This is a genomic window from Streptomyces sp. BR123 (assembly GCF_013401435.1).
GTDB lineage: Bacteria > Actinomycetota > Actinomycetes > Streptomycetales > Streptomycetaceae > Streptomyces.
On record NZ_JACBGN010000096.1, the window covers coordinates 1 to 23,287 of the forward strand.

20 protein-coding genes and 1 pseudogene are annotated in these 23,287 nt (G+C 73.8%); 10 read left to right on the plus strand and 11 right to left on the minus strand.

Annotated elements, in window-relative coordinates; genetic code table 11:
* Window positions 1-403 precede the first annotated feature (403 nt).
* Window positions 404-1,174: a DUF4239 domain-containing protein gene (locus tag HYE82_RS17085; protein ID WP_179174938.1), complete on the plus strand. Its 771-nt coding sequence runs from the start codon at window positions 404-406 to the stop codon at window positions 1,172-1,174.
* Between the two features lie 181 nt (window positions 1,175-1,355).
* Window positions 1,356-1,958 carry a hypothetical protein gene (locus HYE82_RS17090; RefSeq protein ID WP_179174939.1) on the plus strand — a complete coding sequence of 201 codons (603 nt, stop codon included), beginning with the start codon at window positions 1,356-1,358 and terminating at the stop codon, window positions 1,956-1,958.
* Between the two features lie 123 nt (window positions 1,959-2,081).
* Here HYE82_RS17090 and HYE82_RS17095 read toward each other — a convergent pair whose 3' ends face one another.
* Window positions 2,082-2,753: a hypothetical protein gene (locus tag HYE82_RS17095; RefSeq protein ID WP_179174940.1), complete on the minus strand. Its 672-nt coding sequence runs from the start codon at window positions 2,751-2,753 to the stop codon at window positions 2,082-2,084.
* 371 nt (window positions 2,754-3,124) lie between these two features.
* Between HYE82_RS17095 and HYE82_RS17100 the strand changes: the two genes are divergently transcribed.
* Entirely contained in the window at window positions 3,125-3,796 is a 672-nt protein-coding gene (locus tag HYE82_RS17100; RefSeq protein WP_179174941.1) for a class F sortase, read from the plus strand.
* Between the two features lie 86 nt (window positions 3,797-3,882).
* Here the strand turns inward: HYE82_RS17100 and HYE82_RS17105 are convergent, their stop codons facing one another.
* Together HYE82_RS17105 and lysX are read right to left on the minus strand one after the other, a co-directional pair.
* Window positions 3,883-4,815 (minus strand): polysaccharide deacetylase family protein, encoded by a 933-nt coding sequence (locus HYE82_RS17105; RefSeq protein WP_179174942.1) that lies wholly within the window; start codon window positions 4,813-4,815, stop codon window positions 3,883-3,885.
* Between the two features lie 70 nt (window positions 4,816-4,885).
* Window positions 4,886-8,188 carry a bifunctional lysylphosphatidylglycerol synthetase/lysine--tRNA ligase LysX gene (gene lysX / locus HYE82_RS17110; RefSeq protein ID WP_179174943.1) on the minus strand — a complete coding sequence of 1,101 codons (3,303 nt, stop codon included), beginning with the start codon at window positions 8,186-8,188 and terminating at the stop codon, window positions 4,886-4,888.
* 59 nt (window positions 8,189-8,247) lie between these two features.
* Here lysX and HYE82_RS17115 point away from each other — a divergent pair.
* A pseudogene (locus tag HYE82_RS17115) lies at window positions 8,248-8,522 on the plus strand (hypothetical protein).
* Between the two features lie 75 nt (window positions 8,523-8,597).
* On the opposite strand, the gene HYE82_RS17120 reads toward HYE82_RS17115, so the two are convergent.
* Window positions 8,598-9,800, minus strand: a complete 1,203-nt coding sequence (locus HYE82_RS17120) for a CapA family protein (protein WP_179174944.1) — start codon at window positions 9,798-9,800, stop codon at window positions 8,598-8,600.
* Between the two features lie 276 nt (window positions 9,801-10,076).
* Here HYE82_RS17120 and HYE82_RS17125 point away from each other — a divergent pair, with 276 nt between their 5' ends.
* On the plus strand, window positions 10,077-10,619 hold the full coding sequence (locus tag HYE82_RS17125; protein WP_179174945.1) for a sigma-70 family RNA polymerase sigma factor: 543 nt from the start codon (window positions 10,077-10,079) through the stop codon (window positions 10,617-10,619).
* Window positions 10,620-10,900: 281 nt separating this feature from the next.
* Entirely contained in the window at window positions 10,901-11,365 is a 465-nt protein-coding gene (locus HYE82_RS17130) for a hypothetical protein (protein ID WP_179174953.1), read from the plus strand.
* Window positions 11,366-11,542: 177 nt separating this feature from the next.
* Here the strand turns inward: HYE82_RS17130 and HYE82_RS17135 are convergent, their stop codons facing one another.
* The 4 genes from HYE82_RS17135 to HYE82_RS17150 are packed head-to-tail and all read right to left on the minus strand — an operon-like array spanning window position 11,543 to window position 16,318.
* Complete coding sequence (locus HYE82_RS17135) at window positions 11,543-11,983, minus strand: hypothetical protein (RefSeq protein WP_256987326.1); 441 nt, start codon at window positions 11,981-11,983, stop codon at window positions 11,543-11,545.
* Between the two features lie 38 nt (window positions 11,984-12,021).
* On the minus strand, window positions 12,022-12,882 hold the full coding sequence (locus HYE82_RS17140) for an Fpg/Nei family DNA glycosylase (protein WP_179174946.1): 861 nt from the start codon (window positions 12,880-12,882) through the stop codon (window positions 12,022-12,024).
* 45 nt (window positions 12,883-12,927) lie between these two features.
* Window positions 12,928-14,991, minus strand: a complete 2,064-nt coding sequence (locus tag HYE82_RS17145) for a SpoIIE family protein phosphatase (protein WP_309144346.1) — start codon at window positions 14,989-14,991, stop codon at window positions 12,928-12,930.
* A 7-nt stretch (window positions 14,992-14,998) separates the two neighbouring features.
* Window positions 14,999-16,318, minus strand: coding sequence for a DUF6777 domain-containing protein (locus tag HYE82_RS17150; RefSeq protein WP_179174947.1), 1,320 nt, complete (start codon window positions 16,316-16,318; stop codon window positions 14,999-15,001).
* A 182-nt stretch (window positions 16,319-16,500) separates the two neighbouring features.
* On the opposite strand from HYE82_RS17150, the gene HYE82_RS17155 reads away from it, so the two are divergent.
* From HYE82_RS17155 to HYE82_RS17165, 3 genes are read left to right on the plus strand one after another with little or no spacing between them, the layout of a single operon-like run.
* Window positions 16,501-17,451: a YndJ family protein gene (locus HYE82_RS17155; RefSeq protein WP_179174948.1), complete on the plus strand. Its 951-nt coding sequence runs from the start codon at window positions 16,501-16,503 to the stop codon at window positions 17,449-17,451.
* Window positions 17,448-17,984, plus strand: a complete 537-nt coding sequence (locus tag HYE82_RS17160; RefSeq protein WP_179174949.1) for a DUF1990 family protein — start codon at window positions 17,448-17,450, stop codon at window positions 17,982-17,984. The genes HYE82_RS17155 and HYE82_RS17160 overlap by 4 nt, the downstream gene beginning before the upstream one ends.
* A gap of 28 nt (window positions 17,985-18,012) precedes the next feature.
* Window positions 18,013-19,473 carry a lipase maturation factor family protein gene (locus tag HYE82_RS17165; RefSeq protein WP_179174950.1) on the plus strand — a complete coding sequence of 487 codons (1,461 nt, stop codon included), beginning with the start codon at window positions 18,013-18,015 and terminating at the stop codon, window positions 19,471-19,473.
* Here HYE82_RS17165 and HYE82_RS17170 read toward each other — a convergent pair.
* From HYE82_RS17170 to HYE82_RS17180, 3 genes are all read right to left on the minus strand, one after another.
* Window positions 19,459-20,433, minus strand: a complete 975-nt coding sequence (locus HYE82_RS17170; RefSeq protein WP_218782720.1) for an NAD-dependent epimerase/dehydratase family protein — start codon at window positions 20,431-20,433, stop codon at window positions 19,459-19,461. The two genes, HYE82_RS17165 and HYE82_RS17170, sit on opposite strands and share 15 nt — an antisense overlap.
* Window positions 20,434-20,634: 201 nt before the next feature.
* Window positions 20,635-20,808, minus strand: a complete 174-nt coding sequence (locus HYE82_RS17175) for a hypothetical protein (protein WP_179174951.1) — start codon at window positions 20,806-20,808, stop codon at window positions 20,635-20,637.
* A 350-nt stretch (window positions 20,809-21,158) separates the two neighbouring features.
* Window positions 21,159-22,640, minus strand: a complete 1,482-nt coding sequence (locus HYE82_RS17180; RefSeq protein ID WP_179174952.1) for an SDR family NAD(P)-dependent oxidoreductase — start codon at window positions 22,638-22,640, stop codon at window positions 21,159-21,161.
* A gap of 284 nt (window positions 22,641-22,924) precedes the next feature.
* On the opposite strand from HYE82_RS17180, the gene HYE82_RS17185 reads away from it, so the two are divergent.
* Window positions 22,925-23,287, plus strand: a 363-nt coding sequence (locus tag HYE82_RS17185; RefSeq protein ID WP_306439594.1) for a DMT family transporter, incomplete at its 3' end; no start/stop codon positions are given.

Below are 23,287 nucleotides of genomic sequence, written 5' to 3' on the forward strand. Positions count from 1 at the left end.
GTCCCCGCCCGCACCACCACCACCTCCGCCGCCGCCCGCGAAGAAGGCCGTGGCCAAGCCGGTCTACCGGGCACCGGCCCGCAAACCGGTGGAGCACCACATCTCACCGGTGACCTTCACGCTCATGACCGCGGCCCCCGCGGTGCTCGCCATGGCCGCCCTCCGCCCGCGCTAGTGCTCTGACCGGAAGGGTGCACCGCCTCACGACGCTCCCCCGGCCACCGCCGGGAGGTGCCCCGGGCACGGCACTTCGCTGCGCTGTCGGACCGTGCGAGTTACGCCGAGTACGGGCGGCGGCCCTCCGCCTCGCGACGCACCGCACCGGACGCCGCGAGCCGGCGAACCCTTCCGGCCGGAGCACCAGAGCCCGGCTCCGTCCACCCCCGTCCCCTTGGGAGTCACCTTGTCGGAATGGCTCGTGCTCACCCTCGCGATGGCCGCGGCCTGCGCCGTGGTGCTGGCCATCGTCTTCTTCAACCACCGGCGGATCGGCGACGACGACGATCCCAGCGAGACCCCGGACGTCATCGAGTACATGACGATGATGATCGGGGTGATCTACGCCATCGTGCTCGGCCTGGCCATCGCGGGCGTCTGGGAGGGCCGCGGAGCCGCCCAGGAGTACGTGCGCCAGGAGGCCCAGGCCCTGCACGAGATCAGTGTCCGCTCGGCGGTCTACCCGGCCGAGGTGCGCACGAAGATCCGGGCCGACGTCGACGCGTACGTGTCCCACGTGATGGACACCGAGTGGAAGCAGATGGCCGAGCACGGCACCCTCACGGACCGCGGTGCGGAGCTGCTGGAACGTATCCGCCGGGACGTGACCGACTACGAGCCGCAGAGCGACCACGAGGGGCAGGCCTACCAACCGCTGGTGGACCAGGTGGCGCTGGTCGACGACGCCCGCAGTTCCCGCGCCGGGAGCGCGGGGGCGACCATGCCCGGGGTGGTGTGGTTCGGCCTGATCACCGGGGCGCTGGTGACCGTGGGCCTGATCTTCACCCTGCAGATCCGGCGCTCGTTCCGGGAGTTGCTGCTGGCGGGCCTGTTCAGCGCGCTGATCGCGTTCCTGCTGTTCCTGATCTGGGACTTCGACGCACCCTTCGGGCGTGGCATCGCGGACACCGCGGAGCCGTTCCTCACCCAGTTCCCGCACCTGGACCTGGGCGGCTGACCGGGCCGTCAAACCGGGGAGGGGCCTTCCTTCCCCGGTTCGGCCCACCGCTGTGCCCCATTCGCCCGCTCCTGATCGCGGGGAGCCCCGCCCGCACCTAGCGTGGCGAGCGTCGAGGTGCATCCCCTTCCCCGTGCGGAAACGGTTCCGCGGCTGCTCCTCGGGATCCGGAGAACCAATCATGGGTGCGATACGTACCTCCGCAACTGCCCTGCTCAGCGCCGGCGCCGCAGGCGCCGTGGTCGTACTCGGCGTTCTCGTCGTGCCCGGTGCGGGGGCTGCCGGGGCCCAGCCCGCCACCTCGTTCGGCTTCGCCGTCGCCCCCTCCACGGTCGCCCCCGGCGGCCAGGTGACGCTCTCCGTCAGCGGCTGCGACGCCGCCTACGCCACCGCCTCCTCCGGGGTCTTCGACACCGTGACCATCGACCGCGGCAGGACGGCACGCGCCACGGTGGACCGCGACGCCCGCCGCGGGGCCGTGTACTCGGTCACCTTCACCTGCAGCGGCGAGAACGGCTCGGCCGACCTCACGATCACCGGCGGCTCCGCCCGGCCCACCACGAGTTCCACCTTCACCGCCACGGCCCCCGGCATGCCCGCCCTTGACCAGAACCCCCCGCAGAACCCGGCCCGGAGCCCCGCACGGGGGGTCCGGGGCGGGCTGGGCGGCAGCATCGCCGGGATGGACCCCTGGGCGGTCGGCGCGGGCGCGGGCCTCTTCTTCGCCGCCGCGGCCGGCACCGGGTACGCGGTCCGGCGCCGCGCGGGTGCGCGTGGGCAGTGACGGCGCCCTGCCTGCGCGCACCGCGGGCCGCCGGACCGCCGGACGGCCGGACGCCCGGGTCCTGGCCGGAACCCGGGGCGACCGGCGGTTTCCTGGGCTGCGACCGGGGAGGCCAACCGGTCGTCAGGCCCGGTTGCGGGCCGGGCGGCGCCGACGCAGCACGTGGGCGCCCGCCCCCAGGGCCGCGGCGCCCACGAGGCTCGCGCCCACGGCGGTCTCGGCGGTGGACGGGCCGATCGAGCCGCCGAGGCCGCCGTTCGCACCCCTGCCTTCGAGGATGGTGAAGCGGTGCGTGGCGACCAGGCTGTTGTCGTCGCACTTGACCGACAGCGTGTGGTTGCCGGGGGAGGCGTGGTTGAAGATCCGGACGGTCGCGAACCCGATGGGCCCGGCCGACAGCCGCTCCTGCTGAAAGTTGTTGGGCGACCAGACGGTGCCGCCGCGCAGGCAGCCGGCCGCACTGACCTGCATGGTGGAGCCCTGGTGCACGGAGTACGGGTTGACCGTGACGTTGCTGGGCCCGTGCCCGCCGCCCGCCGGCGAGCCGCCCACCGGGCTGTTGCCCGCCGGATTGCCGCCCGCCGAGTTGCCGCCCGCGGGGTTGCTGCCCGCCGGGTTGCTGCCCGCCGGGTTGTTGCTGCCCGCGGGGATGTTGTTGACCGGGTTGTTGCCCGCCGGGTTGTTGCCCGCCGGGTTGTTGTTCGCCGGGTTGTTGTTCGCTGCGGCGAGGGGCGTACTGAGGCCGATGGTGGCGCAGGCCGCAGCGGCCACGGTGAGGGCGCGCAGAACACGCATGGTGGAACCTCCAGCGGAAAGCGCCCCGGAGCGGTTCGCCCGGGATGATCGACGAGAACGCCTCCCACGACGACCCTCGGGGCGGCCGGCAACCAGCGCATGTCCGGCTTTGGGCCGCACGGTTGAGCGACACGCCGAGCGGTGGGCGCGTCGTCTGACGGATCCGCAGGTCACGACCCGTCAGCTGTTCATGTGATGAACACCTGGATGGGCGCACCCCGTCGGGACCTGCCACCCGTTCGCGGCTTCAGCCACCCGTTCGCCCTTCAGCGATCGCCGTCTTGCGGAAGCGGCCTTAGCGTGCGGGGGAAAGGGCGTACGGGGTGGGACGCGAACGCGGGTCGGGACCCCCGCGTCGGGAAGGGAGAGCCATGACCGAGGACGAGAGCGAGCAGCCGCGCAGGAGATGGTCGCCCTGGGGTGCGCTCGCACTGGTCATGCTCAGCGGCCTCGCCATGATGCGCAACGGAGCGGACGTCGGGGACGGCCCGCCACAGCCGACCGCCGCCGCGGCGGTGACGGCCTCCGCGGAGCAGCAGCCGGGCGCGTCGGCCCCGGGCGATCGGGCCGCTCCGTCGCAGGTGCTGGAGCACTCGTCGGTGCAGCGCGTCCGGATTCCGGCGATCAAGGTGGACGCGCCGGTGATGACCGTGGGCCTGGACCCGCAGGGCTGGATCGACGCCCCGCCCGCCGAGGATCCGAACCTGGCCGGCTGGTACCTCAACGGCATCTCGCCCGGCCAGCGGGGCTCCGCGGTGATCGTGGGCCACGTGGACAACGCGAGCGGGCCGGCGGTCTTCTACGGCCTCGGCTCGCTGCGCAAGGGCCACCGGATCGAGGTGGCGCGCTACGACGGGCGCACGGCGGTCTTCGAGGTGTACGGCGTGGAGGTGTTCTCGAAGGACACCTTCCCCGGGTCCCGGGTGTACGGGGACACCGGGCAGCCGGAGCTGAGGGTGATCACGTGCGGCGGCGGCTACTCGAAGGCCAGGGGCTACGAGGGGAACGTCGTCGTCTTCGCCCGCATGGTGGAGGCCCGCTGAGCCGGGTCGGCTGAGCGCCTCCCCGGCCTCCCGCCACGCCTGCCGGCCATGTCCCGCCCCGCCCGCCCCGCTGGGGAAACGTGTCCTCAGCGGGGCGGCAGCACGGGCAGCGTCATCCGGTAGCCGCGGGCAAGCAGCTGCGGCAGGTACGTGTCGAGGCCGCGGACGCTCTGCGAGCGGTCGCCGCCGGCGTCGTGGTTCAGCACGATCACGCCGGGGGCGGCGCCCTGGAGGACGCGCGAGACGATGACGGAGGTGCCGGGCTCAGTCCAGTCCAGGCTGTCCACGGTCCAGGCGAGCGGCTCCATGCCCAGTTCGGCGCCGATCTCGAACGCGGCCCGGTTCCAGGCGCCGTAGGGCGCCCGGAACCACACCGGCGCAGCTCCGACGGTCTTCTCGACGAGCTCGCTGGTGGAGGCGATCTCGTGGGCGAGGCCGGGCCGGCTGAGCCGGGGGATCCGGGGGTGGGACCAGGTGTGGTTGCCGATGACGTGGCCCTCGTCGGCCATGCGGCGCAGCAGGTCCCGGTTCTCGTCCGCCCTCTCGCCGCAGACGAAGAAGAGGGCGGGGACCTCGTACCGGGCGAGGGTGTCGAGGATGGCGGGGGTGTAGCGCGGGTCGGGGCCGTCGTCGAAGGTGAGCACCATGGCGCCGGCCGTGCTGGCCGCGGGCGGGAGTTCCAGGATGGGCCGGGTGCGTACGGTGGGCCTCGCGACCGGCGGACGCAGCGGTGCCTCGGCGGTCATGGGGCTCAGCCGGTAGGCGGTGCGGCCCGGGCTCTGCGGCCGCACGGCGCGGATGCCGCCCGGTCCGGCGGCTCCGCCCGCGGGTCCGGCGCCTCCGCCGGCACCGACTGTGCCGGCGCCAGGACCGCCGCCGGGACCGCCGCCCGCGGAGGGCTGTCCGGGCAGTGCGTCCTCGCCGGCAGAGAGGAGGCCGGAGGCGGCGGCGATTCCGAGGAACACGGCGGTACGCAGGAGCACGCGCCGCCGCCCTACTGTCGGCTCGTCATTTTTCATTATTACTACGTACCAATGACATCGCCGCAGATGTCGGGGGGCACGGACGCGCCCGCCTCCCGTCACCCGTTCAGCCTCGCCGTACCAGCGGGAACGGCAGCGTCTCGCGGATCGTCAGGCCCGTGAGGAACATGACCAGCCGGTCGACACCGATGCCCAGACCGCCGGTCGGCGGCATTGCGTACTCCAGTGCGTCCAGGAAGTCGTGGTCGAGCTCCATCGCCTCCGGGTCGCCGCCCGCCGCCAGCAGCGACTGGGCGGTGAGCCGGCGCCGCTGCTCGACGGGGTCGGTCAGCTCCGAGTAGGCGGTGCCGAGTTCGGTGCCGAAGGCCACCAGGTCCCAGCGTTCGGCGAGGCGCGGGTCGCGCCGGTGCTGCCGGGTGAGCGGGGAGACGTCGGTCGGGAAGTCCTTGTAGAAGGTGGGCAGCAGGGTCTTCTCCTCCACCAGCCGCTCGTACATTTCCAGCACCACGTCGCCCCGGGTGTCGTCGGGGGCGTGCGGTACCCCGGAGCGGTCGCACAGCCGGCGCAGCGTGCGCTCCTCGGTGTCGGCGTCGACGGGCTCGCCGAGTGCCTCGCTGATCGCCCCGTACATCGTCTTGACCGGCCAGGGGCCGGAGATGTCGTGGACTGCGGGCTTCCCGTCCGGGCCGGCCCTGTGGGCGACGGGCGTGCCGAACGCGGCGGTCGCGGCACCCTGGATCAGCTCGCGCGTGAGGTCCAGCATGACGTCGTAGTCGGCGAAGGCCTGGTATGCCTCCAGCATCGTGAACTCGGGGTTGTGCTTGTAGGAGACGCCCTCGTTGCGGAAGGTGCGGCCCATCTCGAAGACCTTCTCCAGGCCGCCGACGCACAGCCGCTTGAGGTACAGCTCGGGCGCGATCCGCAGGTACAGGTCGAGGTCGTAGGCGTTGATGTGGGTGCGGAAGGGCCGGGCGTTGGCGCCGCCGTGGACCTGCTGGAGCATCGGGGTCTCGACCTCCAGGTAGCCGCGGTCCAGCAGCCCCTGGCGCAGCGCCTGCACGGCCGCCGAGCGGGCCCGTACGACGTCCCGGGCCTCGGGGCTGGCGACCAGGTCGAGGTAGCGGCGCCGGACCCGGGCCTCGGGGTCGGCGAGGCCCTTGCGCTTGTCGGGCAGCGGGCGCAGGCACTTGCCGGTCAGCAGCCAGGAGGAGACCACGAGGGAGAGCTCGCCGGTCCTGCTGGTTCCGGCCTGGCCGGTGACGAGGACGTGGTCGCCGAGGTCGACCCGGGAGGCGAAGGAGTCCAGGACGCCGGGGCCGGTCTCGTCGCGGGTGAGTATCAGCTGCAGGTCTCCGGACCAGTCGCGCAGGACGGCGAAGACGACACCGCCGAGGTCGCGTACGGCCATCACCCGGCCGGCGAGGGTGGCCTGCTCGCCGGTGCGGGTGCCGGGCGGGTGGCCGGGGTGCGCGGCCCGGAGGGCGGCGGCGGTGTGGGTGCGCTGCGGGATGCCGACGGGGTAGGGGTCGACGCCGGCGGCGCGCAGCCGCTCCAGCTTGTCGAGCCGGACCCGCACCTGTTCCGGGAGTCGCTCGGCGGGGACGGCCGACTGCTCCTCCGCCGTGCCTTCCAGGCCGAGGGCGTCGAGCGAGGGCAGCCCTTCGGTGGTGGCGGGGGCGGTGAGGCCCTTGGGGTGCCCCTTGCCCCAGAGTTTGCGCAGGCTGGGTACGGAGACGAAGCCCTCGGCGATGCCCGAGGCGAGGCTGACCCGGGCGAGCGAGCCTGCGTCCTGGTAGCAGAGGAACCGCGGGTACCAGTCGGGGCCGTACTTCACGTTCGAGCGGTACAGGGCCTCCAGCTGCCACCAGCGGGAGAGGAACAGCAGCAGTCTGCGCCACAGCTTCAGCACCGGGCCCGCTCCGATCCGGGCGCCCTCCTCGAACGCGGACCGGAAGACGGCGAAGTTGAGGGAGATCCGGCGCACGCCCAGGCCGGGCGCGGCGGCGCACAGCTCGGCGACCATGAACTCCATGACCCCGTTGGGGGCGCTGCGGTCGCGGCGCATCAGGTCCAGGGAGATGCCGTCCCTGCCCCAGGGGACGAAGGACAGCAGGGCGATCAGCTCGCCCTCCCGGTCGAAGGCCTCGACGAGCAGGCAGTTCCCGTCGGCTGGGTCGCCGAGGCGGTCCAGGGCCATGGAGAAGCCGCGTTCGGTCTCGGTGTCGCGCCAGGTGTCGGCGCGGTCGACGATCCGCTGCATCTCCTCGTCGGTGAGGGCGCAGTGGCGTCGGATGAGGGTGGTGGCTCCGGCCCTTCTGACGCGGTTGACGGCCTGACGGGTGACGCGCATGTCGCGTCCGTCGAGGTCGAAGTGGGCGACGTGGAGGATCGCCTCGTCGCCGAGCTGGAGGGCGCTGAGCCCGGACCGGGCGTAGGCGGTGGCGCCGTCCTCGGAGGCCCCCATGACGGCGGGCTGCCAGCCGTGGCGCCGGGCGACGCCGAGCCAGGCGTCGACGGCGGGGCTCCAGGCGGCGGGGTCGCCGACGGGGTCGCCGCTGGCCAGGCAGACGCCCGCCTCGACGCGGTAGGTGACACAGGCCCGGCCGCTGGGGGCGAAGACGACGGCCTTGTCGCGGCGGGTGGCGAAGTAGCCGAGGGAGTCGCTGCGCCCGTACGCGCCCAGCAGGGCGCGGATCCGGGGTTCCTCGTCGCCGTGGAGGGCGGCGGTCAGCCGCTGGGAGCGGAAGAGGGTGGCGGCGGCGTTCAGCAGGGCGAGGGCGCCGAAGAGGCCGAGGAGGAAGTACAGGGGGCGGGGCGGGTGGCCGTCGAACCGGCGGGCCGGGAACAGGCCGCCGAAGACCTGTTGCGCGGCCCAGTCCAGCCACTGCTCCGGCGGGAGGGTGCCGGGGAAGAGCGCCACCAGGCCCCAGCCGAGGAGGACTGCGGCGAGCAGGCCGAGTCCCAGCACGAGCAGGGCCCGCCAGAAGGCCCCGGGTCGGGAGGCGGCGTAGAACTCCCTGCGGGAGGCGGTCAGGAGCGCCAGGGCGGCGACGGCGATGGCCAGGGAGGGGACGCCGATCCAGAAGTCCCCCTCGACCGTGATCAGTACGTCGACCAGGATGAGCAGGGCCAGATAGGTGACGACGATCCACCAGGCGACCTTCTTGCGGGTGCCCAGCGCAGCGGCGAGCAGGAAGAGGAAGACGGCGTAGGCGAGGTTCGCGCTGACCGGCACCACGAAGGCGTCGAGGAACCAGACGACGTGCCGCAGGAGGTGGCGCAGCGTGGGAGAGAGCGCGAGGACGGCGCAGACCGCCCCGAGGGCTCCGAAGAACGCGGCGTACGCATCGGGCACCCGGCCCAGGAAGCGGTTCCGGGTGCCCCTGGTCCGCTCCGGAGGGGCAGTCATGGTTCGCACTGTAGGGAGGGCGGGGCAGGTCCGCGCGTCGAGCCGCCTGCCCCGGAGGCGTGACGGAGCACGGGAACACGGGATTCGAGCGCGGTACGGACGGCCCGAAGGCGGTCCTCGCCGGGGTGGACGGATCCGCGTCCTCGATGCGCGCGGCGGCGTACGCGGCCGGGTCGGCCCGGGCCGGCGGCAGAACGCGCTGCCGGCGCCGGTGTACGGCCAGCCGGTCCTGGCGGCGGGGGCGTCGCCGGGCGCGCCGGTGGCGGTGCGCCCGGTGCAGGCGGGGCGGTGGCCCGTCACGGTGGTGCCGCACGCGCTTGTCGTGGTGCCGTGACGGGCCACCGCCCCTGCGGTGCCGCCGGAGTCCTGCGGGTGGCGCGGGCGGCCCGCGCCCGGCTGCCGGTGTCGCCTATCTGCCCATGGTCAGGCCGCTCCCGGCGGCGCCTCGGGAGAGGACGGCTTCCCCGATGGCGTCCTGAGCGGTCCGGTAGCCGTCCTCGTCGGGGTCCTCGGCGAGCGCGGCGGGCAGGTTGACGACCTTGCCCGAGGAGAGGTCCATCATCTGCGGGATGAACTCGGCCTTGGCGACCTGCCAGCGCTCCCCGGCCGCCGCCGGCGGTGCGAAGGTGAAGCGGCCGATCGAGCTGTAGTTGCCGCGCAGGTCCCGGGCGCCGGAGTGGTTGAACATCTCGCCGGCGACCTGGTCGCCCATGCCGTAGATGATCCAGGTCCCGTTGACCTTCTCGTAGGCCTGCGGGACGTGCGCGTGGGTGCCGAGGATCAGGTCGATGTCGGGGCGGGCGCCGGTCCGGGAGGCGGTCAGCGCCCGGCCGAGCGAGAGTTGCTGCTCGTCGGGCTCGGTCTGCCATTCGGTGCCCCAGTGCAGGCTGACGAGGACCACGTCCGCGCCGGCCTTCCGGGCGGCCCGCGCATCCGCGATGATCTTGTCCTTCTCGATGAGGTTGACGGCCCAGGGCCGGCCCTGCGGCATCGGATAGCCGTTGGTGCCGTACGTGTACGCGAGATGGGCGACCTTCGCGGACCCGGCCCGGTACACCGTCGGGGTGGCCGCCTCGGCGGCGGTCCGGGCGGAGCCGGCGTGCCCCAGCCCGACCCGGTCGAAGGCGTCGAGGGTGCGCTCGAGGCCCTCGGCACCGGCGTCGAGGGTGTGGTTCGAGGCGGTGGAGCAGCCGTCGTACCCGGCATCGCGCAGCCCGTCGGCGACCTGGGGCGGGGACGTGAAGTCGGGGTAGCCGGTGAAGGGGCCGCCGTCCGGGCCGTAGACGGTCTCCATGTGGCACAGGGCCAGGTCGGCGGCCGAGACCAGCGGCTTGATCCTGGAGAACATGGGCCTGAAGTCGTGGCCGTCGCCGTCCGCGTCGTCCGCGGCCCGTTCGATGATCGAGTCGTGCGGCAGCACGTCGCCGCTCGCGACGAGGGTGAAGCCGCGGGCGGCACCGGCGCCGCCGGATGGCGGTGGGTCGTGGGGTTTGCCGAGGCGGGCGGGCGAGGGCTCCCCGCCGGCCGAGCAGCCTGCGAGGGCGCCCGTGAGCAGGGCGGCCGACAGGAGGGCGGCGAGGGCGTGCCGGGGGCGCCGGGCGTGTGTGGTCATCTGGACCGTCTCCCATGAGTACGACTGTCTGATCACCTTCGTAATTCATGGAGGGAGATGCCGCGCGCCCAAGAACAGCTCCCTCCGCTTCCGTCCGGCAGGGATCGGGGCCGTCCGCCGTTCGCCGCGCCGTTCGACCGTTCACCGCCTGGCGCGTCCGCTGACCGGCCGACCGGGACGCTTGGGCGCAACGCCCGGGCGTGACGGTTCCCGAGGAGCTCCTCGCAGGTGAGGGTGGGCGCGTCAGGACCCGACGGACCCAGGAAGGAGCCACTCGTGCCCCTCTCCCCCACCCTCTCGCACACCGATCCCGAGGCGCTGGCCGAACTCCAGCACGACCACGGGCGGGCCCTGTTCGGATTCCTGCTCGGGCTCACCGGCGGGGATGCGCAGCGCGCCGAGGACCTCGTCCAGGAGACCCTCGTACGGGCCTGGCAGCACCCCGAGGTCCTGGCGAGCAGCCACGACTCCATGCGCCCCTGGCTGTTCACGGTGGCGCGGCGGCTCGCGATCGATGCCCGCCGGGCGCGCCTGTCCCGGCCGCAGGAGGTGGACGCGGAGTCACTGGAGCAGGCACCCGCTGCCGAGGACGCGGTGGCCGGCTCGGTCATCGCCATCGACGTCCGGCGGGCGGTCGGCTCCCTCGGGCCCGAGCACCGCGCCGTGCTGATGCAGGTCTACTTCCACGACCGCTCGGTGGCCGAGGCGGCCGCGGAGCTCGGCATCCCGGCCGGCACCGTCAAGTCCCGCACCCACTACGCCCTGCGCGCCCTGCGCAAGGGCCTCCAGGGGTACGGGTACGGCCGCCTCGGCGCCTGAGCGCGGGGCTCGCGGGCGCCTCGGCGGCACCCGCGAAGCCCCATGGAATCCCGTGGAATCCCGGAGGAATCACGCGCGGAACGATCGCAATGTGCATGGATCGGACAGAAAGCGCATGGAAATCAGCCTCAGACCGTTCAAGTTGAGTAAACACGCCCCGTCGTGCGAGCCGGGCGGTGAAGGCTCGACGCTGACGAAGGCAAGCTCGACACGCGGGAGAAGGTGGAACGGTGCAGCCCGAGGGTACGAACGGCACCAGTGACGGCGGGCTCGCGGTGCCCATGGCATGGCTCTACGCCGAGTACATCGCCGACGAACTGCTGCGCACGGGACGGCTGATCCCGGTCGGTACCCTGGAGTTCCGCGCCGGGCGCGACACGCTCGCCCTGACCATCTACCTCTCCGACGCGGCTGGCGAGCTCTCCGGGATCCGGGTCGTCTCGCAGCTCGACGAATGGCTGTCGCTGACCGCCTACGGGCATCCCTGGCGCGACTGGGTGCACACCCGGTTCCTCGCGCTGGGCGAAGAGGCCCGCGACAGCGGGCGCGGCGAGGACCCGGACCTCGAACTGGCCCGGGCGGCTTGGCGCTGGCTCGACAGCACGGAGCTGTTCGCCACCAACCTCGACCCCGGCCGGACCGGCCACGCCGACGGCCCGCAGGCCCTGGACGAGAACGCCCGGGTCTGGACCCCGGCCTGGCAACTCGGCCTCCCGCTGGGCCACTTGGCGATGCACCTCTTCTGAGGCCGCCGGAGGCGCACGGCCGGAGCCGGCCCGGCGGCGAACCGGCGCGCCACGTGCTCCGCGGAGGTGCCGCGACGGGCCGGCCCGGCCGTCTGCCGGCCGGTTGCGGCAGGTCCCGCAGTTCCCCCGTGCCCCTTCGGGGCGCTGCCGATCTCCCGCCGGCTTCGCCGCGGCCGCTCAGCGCTGCCGCGGCGGGACCGGAGCCTCGGCCGGGTCCGTCACCAGGCCGGTGAAGTCGGCTTCGTTGCGCTCGGCCCGGGCGACGTACCGGCGGGCGATCAGCCACAGCACCGGGTAGACCGCCAGGCCGAGCACCGCCCACACCAGCGGGCCCGGCGCCGGGCGCGCCAGGGCGAACAGCACGGGCAGGGTCCCGACGAGGAGGACGAGGGCCGCCAGGGCCCACAGACCGGCGCGCAGCTGACTGCGCATCAGGGCCCGTACGTAGGTGGTACCGAGGGTGGTCTGCTCGCAGATCTCCGAGCGGGCCGGGGTGTGCGCGGGCGGCCGGCGGCGGGCGCCGCGCGGTACGCCCGTGACGGTCTCCCGCCGGGGCGACGGCAGCGGCTGCCCCGGCGGAGACGGCTGCCCCTGCGAAGGCGACTGCTCCTGCGACATGCTGCGGGAGTCTACGCAGCCCGCGGCCGCCGGGTGGATCATTTGAGCAGACGCGACAGCCTGCGGTCGGCCAGCGGTTTCCCGCCGGTCTGGCAGGTGGGGCAGTACTGGAGCGAGGAGTCGGCGAAGGACACCGAGCGGATGGCGTCCCCGCACACCGGACAGGGCTCCCCGTCCCTCCCGTGCACCCGCAGCCCGCTCTTCTTCTCCGCCTTCAGGCCTCGCGCGGCCACACCGCGGGCGCGTTCCACGGCCTCGCCCAGGGTGCCCCGGACGGCCTCGTACAGCCGGGTGACCTGCTCCTCCTCGAAGGCGGAGGCCAACTTGAAGGGCGAGACCCCCGCAGCGTGCAGGATCTCGTCGCTGTAGGCGTTGCCGATGCCCGCGAGCACGCTCTGGTCGCGCAGGACGCCCTTGATCTGCCTCCGCTCCCCCGCCAGCAGCGCGGCGAACGCATCCCGGTCGAAGCCCTCGGCCAGGGGATCCGGGCCCAGGCGGGCGATGCCGGGCACCTCCCGCGGGTCGTGGACGACATGGACGGCGAGGCGTTTTTGGGTGCCGGCCTCGGTGAGGTCGAAGCCGGCGCCGCCCTCCAGGGCGACGCGCAGCGCGAGGGGGCCCTTGCCGGGGCGGGGCGGGCGGTCGGGCAGGGCGTCGTACCAGCGCAGCCAGCCGGCCCGGGCCAAGTGGGTGACCAGGTGGAGGTCGCCGATCCGCAGCGCGAGGAACTTGCCGTACCGGGCGGTGGGGCCGGCCGTCTGCCCTTCGAGGGCGGTGAGCGGGGGGTCGTACGTCTTGAGCACGCTGATGGCGAGCGGGAGGACGCGGGCGACCACCTGCCCGGCGAGGTGCTCGTCGAGGAACTCCCTGAGGGCCTCGACCTCCGGCAGCTCGGGCATGCCCCCAGCCTGACCCGGCCGGCGGCGATCCGCGAGCGGACCGGGTCAGTCCATCAGGAACTCGCACCACACGCACTTGCCGCTGCCCCGCGATTCCACGCCCCAGGCGTCGGCCAGCCGGTCCACGAGCATCAGTCCGCGGCCCGAGACCCCCGAGTCGCCGGCCTCCCGGCGGCGCGGCAGCGCGCTGGAGCGGTCCTCCACCTCCACCCGGAGCCTGCGTTCCCCGCCGCTCAGGACACGCAGGGTCACGATGGCGGGCCCGTCGGTGTGCATCAGGGCGTTGACGATCAGCTCGTCCGCGATGAGCTCGATCTCGTCGGCCCGGTCCCCCGTGCCCCAGGCCCGGACCGCCGCCCCGATCATGTGGCGGGCGGCGACGAGGGCCTCGGGGTCCCCGGGGGCGACGTGCTGCTGGAGCCGGCCGCCGCCCTGGGCGGTCTCCTCCACCCGGCGGCGCAGCAGGAGCAGCGCCATGTCGTCGTCGCCGCCGCGCTCGTCGATGGCCCCGCACAGCCGGTCCGCGAGCTCCTGGAGGTCGGAGGGCCCGCTGCGGACCAGGTCGCCGAGCAGCCGCACGCCGTCGTCGAGGTCCGCTCCGGGGTGCTCGACCAGGCCGTCCGTGCACATCAGGAGGGTTTCCCCCGGATCCAGCTCGACCGTGGTCACCGGGTACTCCAGTCGGCCGAACTCCGCGGAGAGCCCCAGCGGCATCCCGCCCTCGGCCGACAGCTGCCGGCAGTCCCCGTCCCGGGTGCGCAGCAGGGGGTCGATGTGCCCGGCCCGGACGACCTGCAGGACGCCGGTCGCGAGGTCGGCCTCGACGTAGGTGCAGGTCGCGAAGCGGTCGGTGTCCAGCTCGTGCAGGAACACCGAGGCGCGGGCCATGACCGTGCCCGGCGAGTGCCCCTCGGCGGCGTAGGCGCGCAGCACGATCCGCAACTGGCCCATGACGGCGGCCGCGTGGGTGTCGTGGCCCTGGACGTCGCCGATGACCGCGCCGACCCGGCCCCCGGGGAGCGGGATGACGTCGTACCAGTCGCCGCCGATGTCCTGGCCCATCCGGGCGGACCGGTAGCGGACCGCGATCTCCCCGCCGTCGACGGCGGGGATCCGGCGCGGCAGCATGGCCTGCTGGAGGCCCTCCGCGAGGTCGTGCTCCTGTTCGAGCAGCATGGCGCGCTGCAGGCTCTGCGCGATGCTGCTGCCCAGGGCGACGAGGAGGTTCCGCTCGTCCTGGGTGAAGCCGTCCTTGTCCTGGTAGAGCAGCCCGATGGCCCCGATGGGGCGGGCCTGGGCGATCAGCGGCAGGTAGGCGGCCGCCGATATGTCCATGTACGAGATCTTCTGCCAGAGCCCCGGATACTCCTCGGCGAACTCCTGCGCGGAGTCCAGGAAGCGGGGCTGGAGCGAGCGGACGACCTCGCTCATCGGGTAGTTCTCGTCGATGCGGGTGTAGCGGGTGCCGGGGACGAAGCTGCCTGCCGGGCCCTCTGCCACGAGGTGGATCCGCCCGGCCTCGACCAGGCCCATCACCATGCCCATCGAGCCGAGCCGCTCCAGGCCGTGCGCGTCGCCGATGACGTCGATGACGTCCCGTACCGTCCGGGCGTGGGCGAGGGCGGCGGTGGTGCTCTCGACGACGGAGGTCTGCCGGCGCCGCTCCTCGTCCAGGCCGAGCCGCTCCGCCGAATGGGTCAGCTCCTCGGTGGCGTCCCGGACGATGCCGATGATCCGGTACGGCCGGCCGTCGCGGTCGCGCATGACGCGGCCCTGGGTGTGCGTCCAGCGCAGCCGCCCGTCCCGGCAGCGGATGCGGAAGTAGGCGCCGTAGCTGTCGTCGCCGCCCTTGAGGGTGCTGGAGACGAGGGCGTCCAGCCGGGCGGACTCGGCGTGCGGGACGCGCCGGCCGAGCGATTCGGGCCGTCCGTCGTATTCACCGGGCAGGGTGTCGAAGACATCGAGGGCCGCCTCGTCCATGTGCATGAGGCCGGTGACGAGGTCCCAGTCGAAACTTCCCATGCTGTTGAGCGAGAGCGACCGGTCCGGGTGTGCGGGCCAGTCGTCCGGCAGCGATACGGTGGTCGGCACCGGTCCACCATGACACACGGGCGGGTCAGGCGCTCTCCAGATCCGGGTCGGTGGCCGACGGAAGCGCTTGGTCCGGGACGAGGAAGGGATCTTCCTCGTACGTGTTGCCCTGCACGGGCTCCCCGTACACGTCGAACGGGTCGTACGGGGCCGAGGGCTGGGCGGGGTCGGCCGGAACGGCCGGATCGGCCGGAACGGGCGGGTCGGCCGGGACGGCGGGATCGGCCGGAACCGGCGGGTCGGCCGGGACGGCGGGATCGGCCGGAACCGGCGGGTCGGCCGGGACAGCGGGGTCGGCCGGCCAGGGCGGCGAGAGGTCGGGGTCCCGCGGCACCGCCGGGTCGGCCGGCAGGTTGCCGGGGGGCAGCTCCGGGGGGACCGCGGGGTTGTCGCCGGGCAGGCCGGGCTGCGGGGCCGGATGCTGCGCGGCGGCGGGCGCGTCGGGCCGCCCCGGCGTCGACGGCAGGCCCGGGGTGTCGGGCGGGGCGGCCGGTCCGGTCGGCTGCCCGGGGGCCGCCGGGGACGGCGAGCCGGCCGGGATGCCGTCCGCCGGGTCGTGGGCGGGCCGCACCGAGGGCGTGCGGTCCTGGGCGCCGTCGTCCCCGGTCCGGCGTTCGATCCAGGTGTTGTCGGCCGTGTTGGCGATGACGAGGCTGCCGAGGAGCTGGGACGTCGGCTCGATGACGACGACCTGGTTGGGCTGGTAGCCGTTCCACTGATCGCCCTTCAGCACCGGGTTGCCCTTGGGGGCGCGCGGCGCGAGCAGCGGGTTGCCGCAGGCGCAGCGGACCCGGGGCATGCCGTTGCCGTCGACGAGGACGGCGGTCCCGGCCTGGAGGACGGACTGGAAGGCGTACGCGCCGGAATCGCGGAAACCGTGGTTGGTGACCCGGGTGTCCGCGCGGAGCACCACGGGGGTCAGGCCGCGCACGAACTCGGGGAGCTTCGCCTCCTCGACGGCGGAGATGCTCGCGAAGGCGCGGACCTTGGCCTCGTCGGCGGTCAGGGCGCGCAGCTGCTGCTCGACGTCGCAGCTGCCGAGCCGGCGGGTGCCGCCGTACAGGCCCGGGGTGGCCGCGCCGACGGTGCGGACGCCCCGTCCGCTGGGGTTCGGCAGCGGGGGCTGGACGGGGGCCGACTCGCCGACCGCGCTGGAGGGGGTGAAGGGGTCGGGGCCCGCGGAGGCCACGGGCTGGAGGTGGAGGTTCTGGCTCTCGGGGCCGGGCGCGCTCGCGGGCTCCTCCTGCCCTCCGCAGGCCGCGGCGAGCAGGCCGAGGAGGGTGAAGGCGGCTGCGCGAGCCGGTGTGTGACGACGCGGCGTCTGACGCGATGTCGGAACGTGCACGTGATTCTCCCTGTTCGCCCCGGTTTGCTCCCTCCTGTCTGCCGTATCCGCGCAGGGCCCGCAACCGGAGCGTCCGACCGCCGCAGCCCCAGAATCTTGAACATGTTCAGGAAACCCCGTAAGGTCGCGAGCGCGGATTGAACGCGTTCAAAGCGTTCGGCGCCGCAGGAGGGGAGTCCGCGGTGACGGTACTGGTGAACGCGGTCGTCACCCTGGGCATGCTCGGCATCGTCCCCGCGGGCCTGCTGCTGATCGACCCGGACGGGTTGCGCGGGACGGCCCGGATCTGGCCGCTCGCGGCCGCCCCCGGCGCCCTGTGCCTGTGGCTGCCGCGCGGCGCCCCCGCCGCGGCGCTCGCCGCCCCGTACGCCGTGTGCGCACTGGTCCTCGCCGCCCGGGTGCCCGTACGGCTGCTGCGGGCCCGGGCCCTCGCACGCACCCGGTCCGGGGGAGCCCGCCCGCACGGCGGGGCCGCCGCCGAGGCCGCCGTGCTCACCGCACTGGCCTCGCCCGCGGTCGCCGCGGCCGCCCTGGTCGCCGAGCGCGGCGGATACCGGTTGTTCGGCTTCGACCTGGACATCCTGGCCCTGACCGTGCCGCACTTCCACTACGCCGGGTTCACCGCCGCCCTGGTCGCCGGGCTGGTCTGCCGGGCCGCCGCGTCCGGCACCCCCGTCCCGGAGGACCGGCCGTGCCGGACGTGCCGGACGTGCCGGACACACCGGGCCCGACAGGAGCGCAGGGCTCGCCTGGCGGCGTACAGCGTGCCCGGCGGGACCCTGATGGTCCTCCTCGGCTATTTCGTGGACGACTGGGCGGAACTGGCGGGAGCGGTGGTGCTGACCGCCGGGATGTGGCTGGTGGCGCTCGTGACCTGGCAGGAGATCCGGCCGGCGGCCGGCCCCGATCGCCGTACCCGTGGGCTGCTGGCGGTCTCGGCGACCGTACTCGGGGCCACCATGGTGCTCGCCCTGTGGTGGGCGCTCGGCGAGGCCACCGGCATCCCGCACCCCACCCTGACCTGGATGGCCGCGACCCACGGCCTCGGCAACGCGCTCGGCTTCGCCCTGTGCTCGGTACTCGCCTGGCGCCGGCTCACCGCCGGCCCACGACCGGAGGAGACCACCCCGTGACCCGGATCATCAGCGCGGGCAGGCCCGCGCTCAGCTACCCCGAGCGCGGTGCGACGGCCGAAGGCCGCCCGCTGCCCGCCGGCTACCACCACCTGCACCACCGCACCCGGATCGGCCGCGGCCGGGCCGTCTTCGAGGCCGCCGGGACCGCCGTCACCACCCTGGCCGTCCACCGGGCCTCGGGCATGCGGGTCCGCTGCAGCGACGGCGCCGTCCGGCCCGGGAGCCGCGTGGACGTGGGGATCGGCTGGGGGCCGCTGCGGATCGACGTCCCGTGCGAGGTGGTCTGGACGGCGTACGGGCCTGCGCGCACCGGCTTCGCGTACGGCACCCTCCCCGGCCATCCGGAGCACGGCGAGGAGGCCTTCCTGGTGCGCTGTGACCCCGACGGCACCGTGTGGTTCGAGGTGACCGCCTTCAGCCGCCCCGCCCGCTGGTACACCCGGCGGGCGGGGCGGCTGGTCCCCTTCCTCCAGCGGTGCCACGCCCGCCGGCTGGGCCGGATCCTGTGCCGACTGGCCGCAGCGGCCTGATCGGCCCGATGGCCGGATACTGGAGTCGATGGACTGGTTCACGTCGCCCGGCTACTGGCTGGCCCGGCTGGTCTTCCAGCGGGCCCTGGCCGGCGTCTACCTCTTCGCCTTCCTCGGGGCCGCCCTGCAGTTCCGGGCCCTGATCGGGGCGAAGGGCATGCTGCCCGTGCCGCGGTACGTGCAGTACGTGCCGTTCCGGCGCGCCCCGAGCCTGTTCCAACTGCACTACTCCGACCGGTTCTTCGCCGGCTGCGCCTGGGCGGGGGCGGCGATCGCCGCCGCGCTCGCCGCGGGCGTCGGGGACATGGTGCCGCTGGGCGCGGCGATGGCGATGTGGGCCGTGCTGTGGCTGCTGTACCTGTCGATCGTGAACGTGGGGCAGACCTGGTACTCGTTCGGCTGGGAGTCACTGCTGCTGGAGGTGGGCTTCCTCGCCGTCTTCCTCGGCAACGCCCGGATCGGGCCGCCCGTGCTCGTGCTGTGGCTGCTGCGGTGGGTGGTCTTCCGCGTGGAATTCGGCGCGGGGCTGATCAAGATGCGGGGGGACGCCTGCTGGCGCGAGCTCACCTGCCTGTACTACCACCACGAGACGCAGCCGATGCCGGGGCCGCTGAGCTGGTTCTTCCACCGTCTGCCGCGGCCGCTGCACCGGGTGGAGTGCGCCGCGAACCACGTGACGCAACTGTTCGTGCCGGTGCTGCTGTTCACCCCGCAGCCGGTGGCCTCGTACGCGGCGGGGGCCGTCATCGCCACGCAGCTGTGGCTGGTGCTGTCGGGGAACTTCGCCTGGCTGAACTGGCTGACGATCACGCTGGCCGTGTCGGCGGTCGACTTCACGGGGCTCGCCGGGCCGCCGCCGGCCGCCGCCTCGGCCGGGGCGCCGCTGTGGTTCGTGGTGCCGGTCTGCGCGGTGACGGTGCTGGTGCTGTGGCTGAGCCGGCATCCGGTGGTCAACATGACCTCCCGCCGCCAGGTGATGAACCGCTCGTTCGACTCCCTGCACCTGGTCAACACCTACGGGGCGTTCGGCTCGGTGGGCCGGATCCGCGACGAGGTGGTGGTCGAGGGCACGGCGGACAGGGTGCCGCGGGAGGACGGCGACTGGCGTGAGTACGAGTTCAAGGGCAAGCCGGGCGACCCGCGGCGGATCCCGCGCCAGTTCGCCCCGTACCACCTGCGCCTGGACTGGCTGATGTGGTTCGCGGCGCTCTCCCCCGGCTACGCGCACCCCTGGTTCGGGGAGCTCGTCGAGCGGCTGCTGGAGGGGGACCGTGACACGCTGCGGCTGATCCGCCGCAACCCGTTCCCGGACGCGCCGCCGCGCTACGTCCGGGCGCGGGTGTACCGCTACCGGTTCACCACCTGGCGGGAGCTGCGCGAGACGGGGGCGTGGTGGCACCGCCGGCCGGTGCGGGAGTACCTGCCGCCGACCCGTCTGGCGGCGGAGTTCCGCGCCGGCGGTGCCGGGGCGGGGTCAGAGGCCGAGTAGTGCGGCCTCCCGCCCGGGGTCGATGCCCTTGGCCGGGCGGTCCGGGCGGTGCGGGGGCGGCCCGTCGAGCGATTGCAGCCACGCCCAGGTGTCGGCGACGGTCTCCTCGACCGGGCGGCACTTCAGCCCCGCCGCCAGCGCCTTGGAGATGTCGCCGCCGACCATGAAGTCGTACAGCTCGCCCGGCGGCAGCCAGACGGGCAGCTCGGTCCAGGGTTCGACGCCTGCTGCCGCGATGACCTCCGGGTCCGTCCAGCGGAGCTCGGCGCGTCCGCCGGTGACGGCGGCGCAGGCCTCCAGGAAGCTGCCCATGGTGGCGTGCCCGAGCGGGGAGACCGCGTTGTAGGGGCCGCCGAGCCCCGCCAGGGCCGCGTCCAGGGTCCAGGCCGCGAGATCGCGCACGTCGATGTACTGCAGCGCCAGGTCCCGCGGGCCGGGGGCGAGGGTGGGGCCGCCGCGGGCGGTCCGGTTCAGCCACCACGGGAGCCGGCCGACGTTCTCGTACGGGCCCAGGATCAGGCCGGCGCGCACCAGGAGGGCGCGGTCGCCGAAGGCGGCGGTGGCGGCGAGCTCGCCGCCGCGCTTGTCCTCGGCGTAGGCGGTGGCGTCCGCGTCGGGCGAGCCCTCGACCAGGGGACCGTCCTCGGCCATGCCGACCGGGGCGGGGTAGGCGTACACGGAGCGGCTGGAGACGTACGTGTAGTGGCCCGCGCGGTCGGCGAGGAGGCGGGCGGTGTCGCGTACGGCGGTGGGGGCGCCGGACCAGGTGTCGACCACGAGGTCCCATTCCCCTGCCTCGGCGAGGGCGTCCAGTCCGCCGGGCGCGGTGCGGTCGCCGTGCACGGCGCGGACACCGGGCGGCGGCGCGTGGCGGCCCCGGTGGAAGGCGGTGACCTCCCAGCCCCGCTGCAGTGCGTGGTCGGTGAGGGCGCGGCCGACGAACTCGGTACCGCCCAGCATCAGCAGTTTCGTCATGTGGCCCAGCGTGCCCGGGGGCGCCGCGGCGGGGAAGCGGTGATCGCCCTCAGCGATGACGCTCACGGCGTACACGGAACGGGAACTGCGCGGTGCGTGGCGGGGCGCGCGGGGGCCGGGCGGCCCCGCTGCCCCCGGTGCCGGTCGGCTCGGGGGCGTGCGGGCAGGCCGGGATCGGCCCGTCGGTCAGTCGATACCGGGCAGGATGTGGGACTCCGCCAGATCGTCCTCGTAGCCGGCGAGCCGGATCGGGGCGGAACGCGCCCAGACCTCCAGGCTGCCGAGCTCGTCGGAGTGGGGGCGGACGTGCCAGCCCGTACGCTCCGGCAGTTCGTCGGACTTCACCTTCGTGTCTGTCACCGCGCGCTCCTCGTGTGTCGCTCGAACCGGCGGCCGCAGCACGCCGGGCAATGTGGGGATAAAGGGTTTCCGGACGCGGTGGCGTCATGGTGGAGCCGGCCCGGTGGGGCCGTTTCTGCTGCCCATCAGATTACACATTTGAGCGCGCCCGCGCTCTATAGATGGGTCAATTCCACCCTGACGGCCCTGATTTCCGATGTGTTCACGCCGGCGTTACGTGCCGTTGTCCGGAGGTACACCACAAAAACGGACACGCTCCGGCCCCTCGGAAGAGGGACCGGAGCGTGTCCGGAGCGATGCGGGTGCGCGCCTGGCTGCCCGGCTGCCTGGCGGTTGACCTACCGGTTGGCCTACCAGTTGGCCTGCGAGTAGTCCTTGAGGAAGACGCTGTGCAGGTCCTCGCCGGCCTCGCCGCGGACGATCGGGTCGTAGACCCGGGCCGCGCCGTCGACCAGGTCCAGCGGGGCGTGGAAGCCCTCCTCGGCCAGGCGGAGCTTGTCGAAGTGCGGGCGCTCGTCGGTGATCCAGCCGGTGTCGACCGAGGTCATGAGGATGCGGTCGGACTCGAACATCTCCTGGCCGCTGGTCCGCGTCACCATGTTCATCGCGGCCTTGGCGGCATTGGTGTTCGGGTGCCCCGCGCCCTTGTAGCCGCGGCTGAACACGCCCTCCATCGCCGAGACGTTGACGACGTACGCACGCCCGCTGGAGGCCCTGCGGGCGGCCTCCGCCATCACCGGCCGGAGCTTGCTGATCAGGATGAACGGCGACGTGTAGTTGCACAGCTGGGTCTCGAGCAGCTCCACCGGGGAGATCTGGTCGATGGTCTGCACCCAGGTGTTGGTCTGGACGACGTCCGGCAGCAGGCCGCCGGCGTCGATGGCGGTGCCGTCGAGGTGCCGTTCGATGCTGGCGTTGCCCGCGACCAGGGCGAGGTCGGCGACCTTCTGCGCCTCGAGCCCGCTCACGCCGACGGGCAGCGCCGCCAGGCCGTCGACCGCACCGGAGTTGAAGGCGCCGATGACGTGGTGGGCGGGGAGCTCACCGGCCGGCAGCGGGGCGCTCTCCCCCTCGACCAGCGCGGCGTACGCGGTGGGCAGGCGGCGCACGGTCTGCGTCGCGTTGTTGATGAGGATGTCCAGCGGACCGGCCTCGGCCACCTGGTCGGCGAGCGCCACGGCCTGGGCCGGGTCGCGCAGGTCGATGCCGACGACCTCCAGGCGGTGCATCCAGTCCGCCGAGTCGTCCATCGCCTTGAAGCGGCGGATGGCGTCCTTGGGGAAGCGGGTGGTGATCGTGGTGTGGGCGCCGTCGCGCAGCAGGCGCAGCGCGATGTACATGCCGATCTTGGCCCGGCCGCCCGTGAGCAGCGCGCGCTTGCCGGCGAGGTCGGCGCGGGCCTCGCGCTTGACGCGGTTCTCCAGGGCGCACTTGGGGCAGAGCTGGTGGTAGAAGTAGTCGACCTCGACGTACCGCGTCTTGCAGACGTAGCAGGAGCGCGGGCGCTGGAGTATCCCGGCGATCCGGCCGGCCTCCGTGACCGAGGAGGGCAGGATGCCTTCGGTCTCGTCGTCGATGCGCTGCGCGGACCCGGTGGCGGTGGCCTCGGTGACGGCCTTGTCGTTGGCGGTCTTGGCGGCGCGGCGCTCCTGGCGGCGGCGCTGCTTCACCGTCCGGTAGACGCCGGCGGTGGCCCTGCGTACGGCGATGGCGTCGGGGTGGTCGATCTCGAGCCGGTCGAGCTCTTCCAGCACGCCGAGGCAGACGGCCATGCGCTCGGGGTCGATGCCCGGCCCGTATTCCTGGTTCTCTTCGGTCTCGGTCACCGTCATGGCCGCTGCCGTTCCTTGATCACTCGTCCGCGTCCGCCTGCTGCGGAAGTCCTCAAAGCGGCAACTGTACGGATCCGACACGCCCGGAAACAAACCCGTCGGGCCGGCTCTCACGCACCGCGAGCGGCCGGTCACGGAGGGCGCGGCACGGGACGCCTCGCGGGCCGTACTCCGCTCGGAGTGCGCGGGCGGCCGCGTACTGCTTTCGGACTACGTCCGGGGCGGGATCGGTGCCCTCCTGCAGAGGGAGGAAATGGCCGGTCGGGTGGGGCATTGTGGAATTCATGGGTGCCCTGGTGCTGTCGGTTCTGCTCTGTCTGGTGTCGGCCGTCGCGTACGCGGGTGGCGCGATCGTCCAGGAGCGGGTGGCGCAGAGCACACCGGACCGGCCGTACGCCCCGCTGCGCCGGCCCGCGTGGTGGGCTGCGGTCGCGCTGAACTGCCTCGGCGCGCTGCTGCACGTGGTGGCCCTCGCGTACGGGCCGCTCAGCCTGGTGCAGCCGCTCGGCGCGCTCACCATCGTCTTCGCGCTGCCCATGGCCGCCGTCTTCGTGCACCGCCGGGCCGGCGCGGCCGCCTGGCGCGGCGCGGTCCTGGCGACCGTGGGTCTGGCCGGACTGCTCGCCCTGACCGGCGGGGACGGGGGG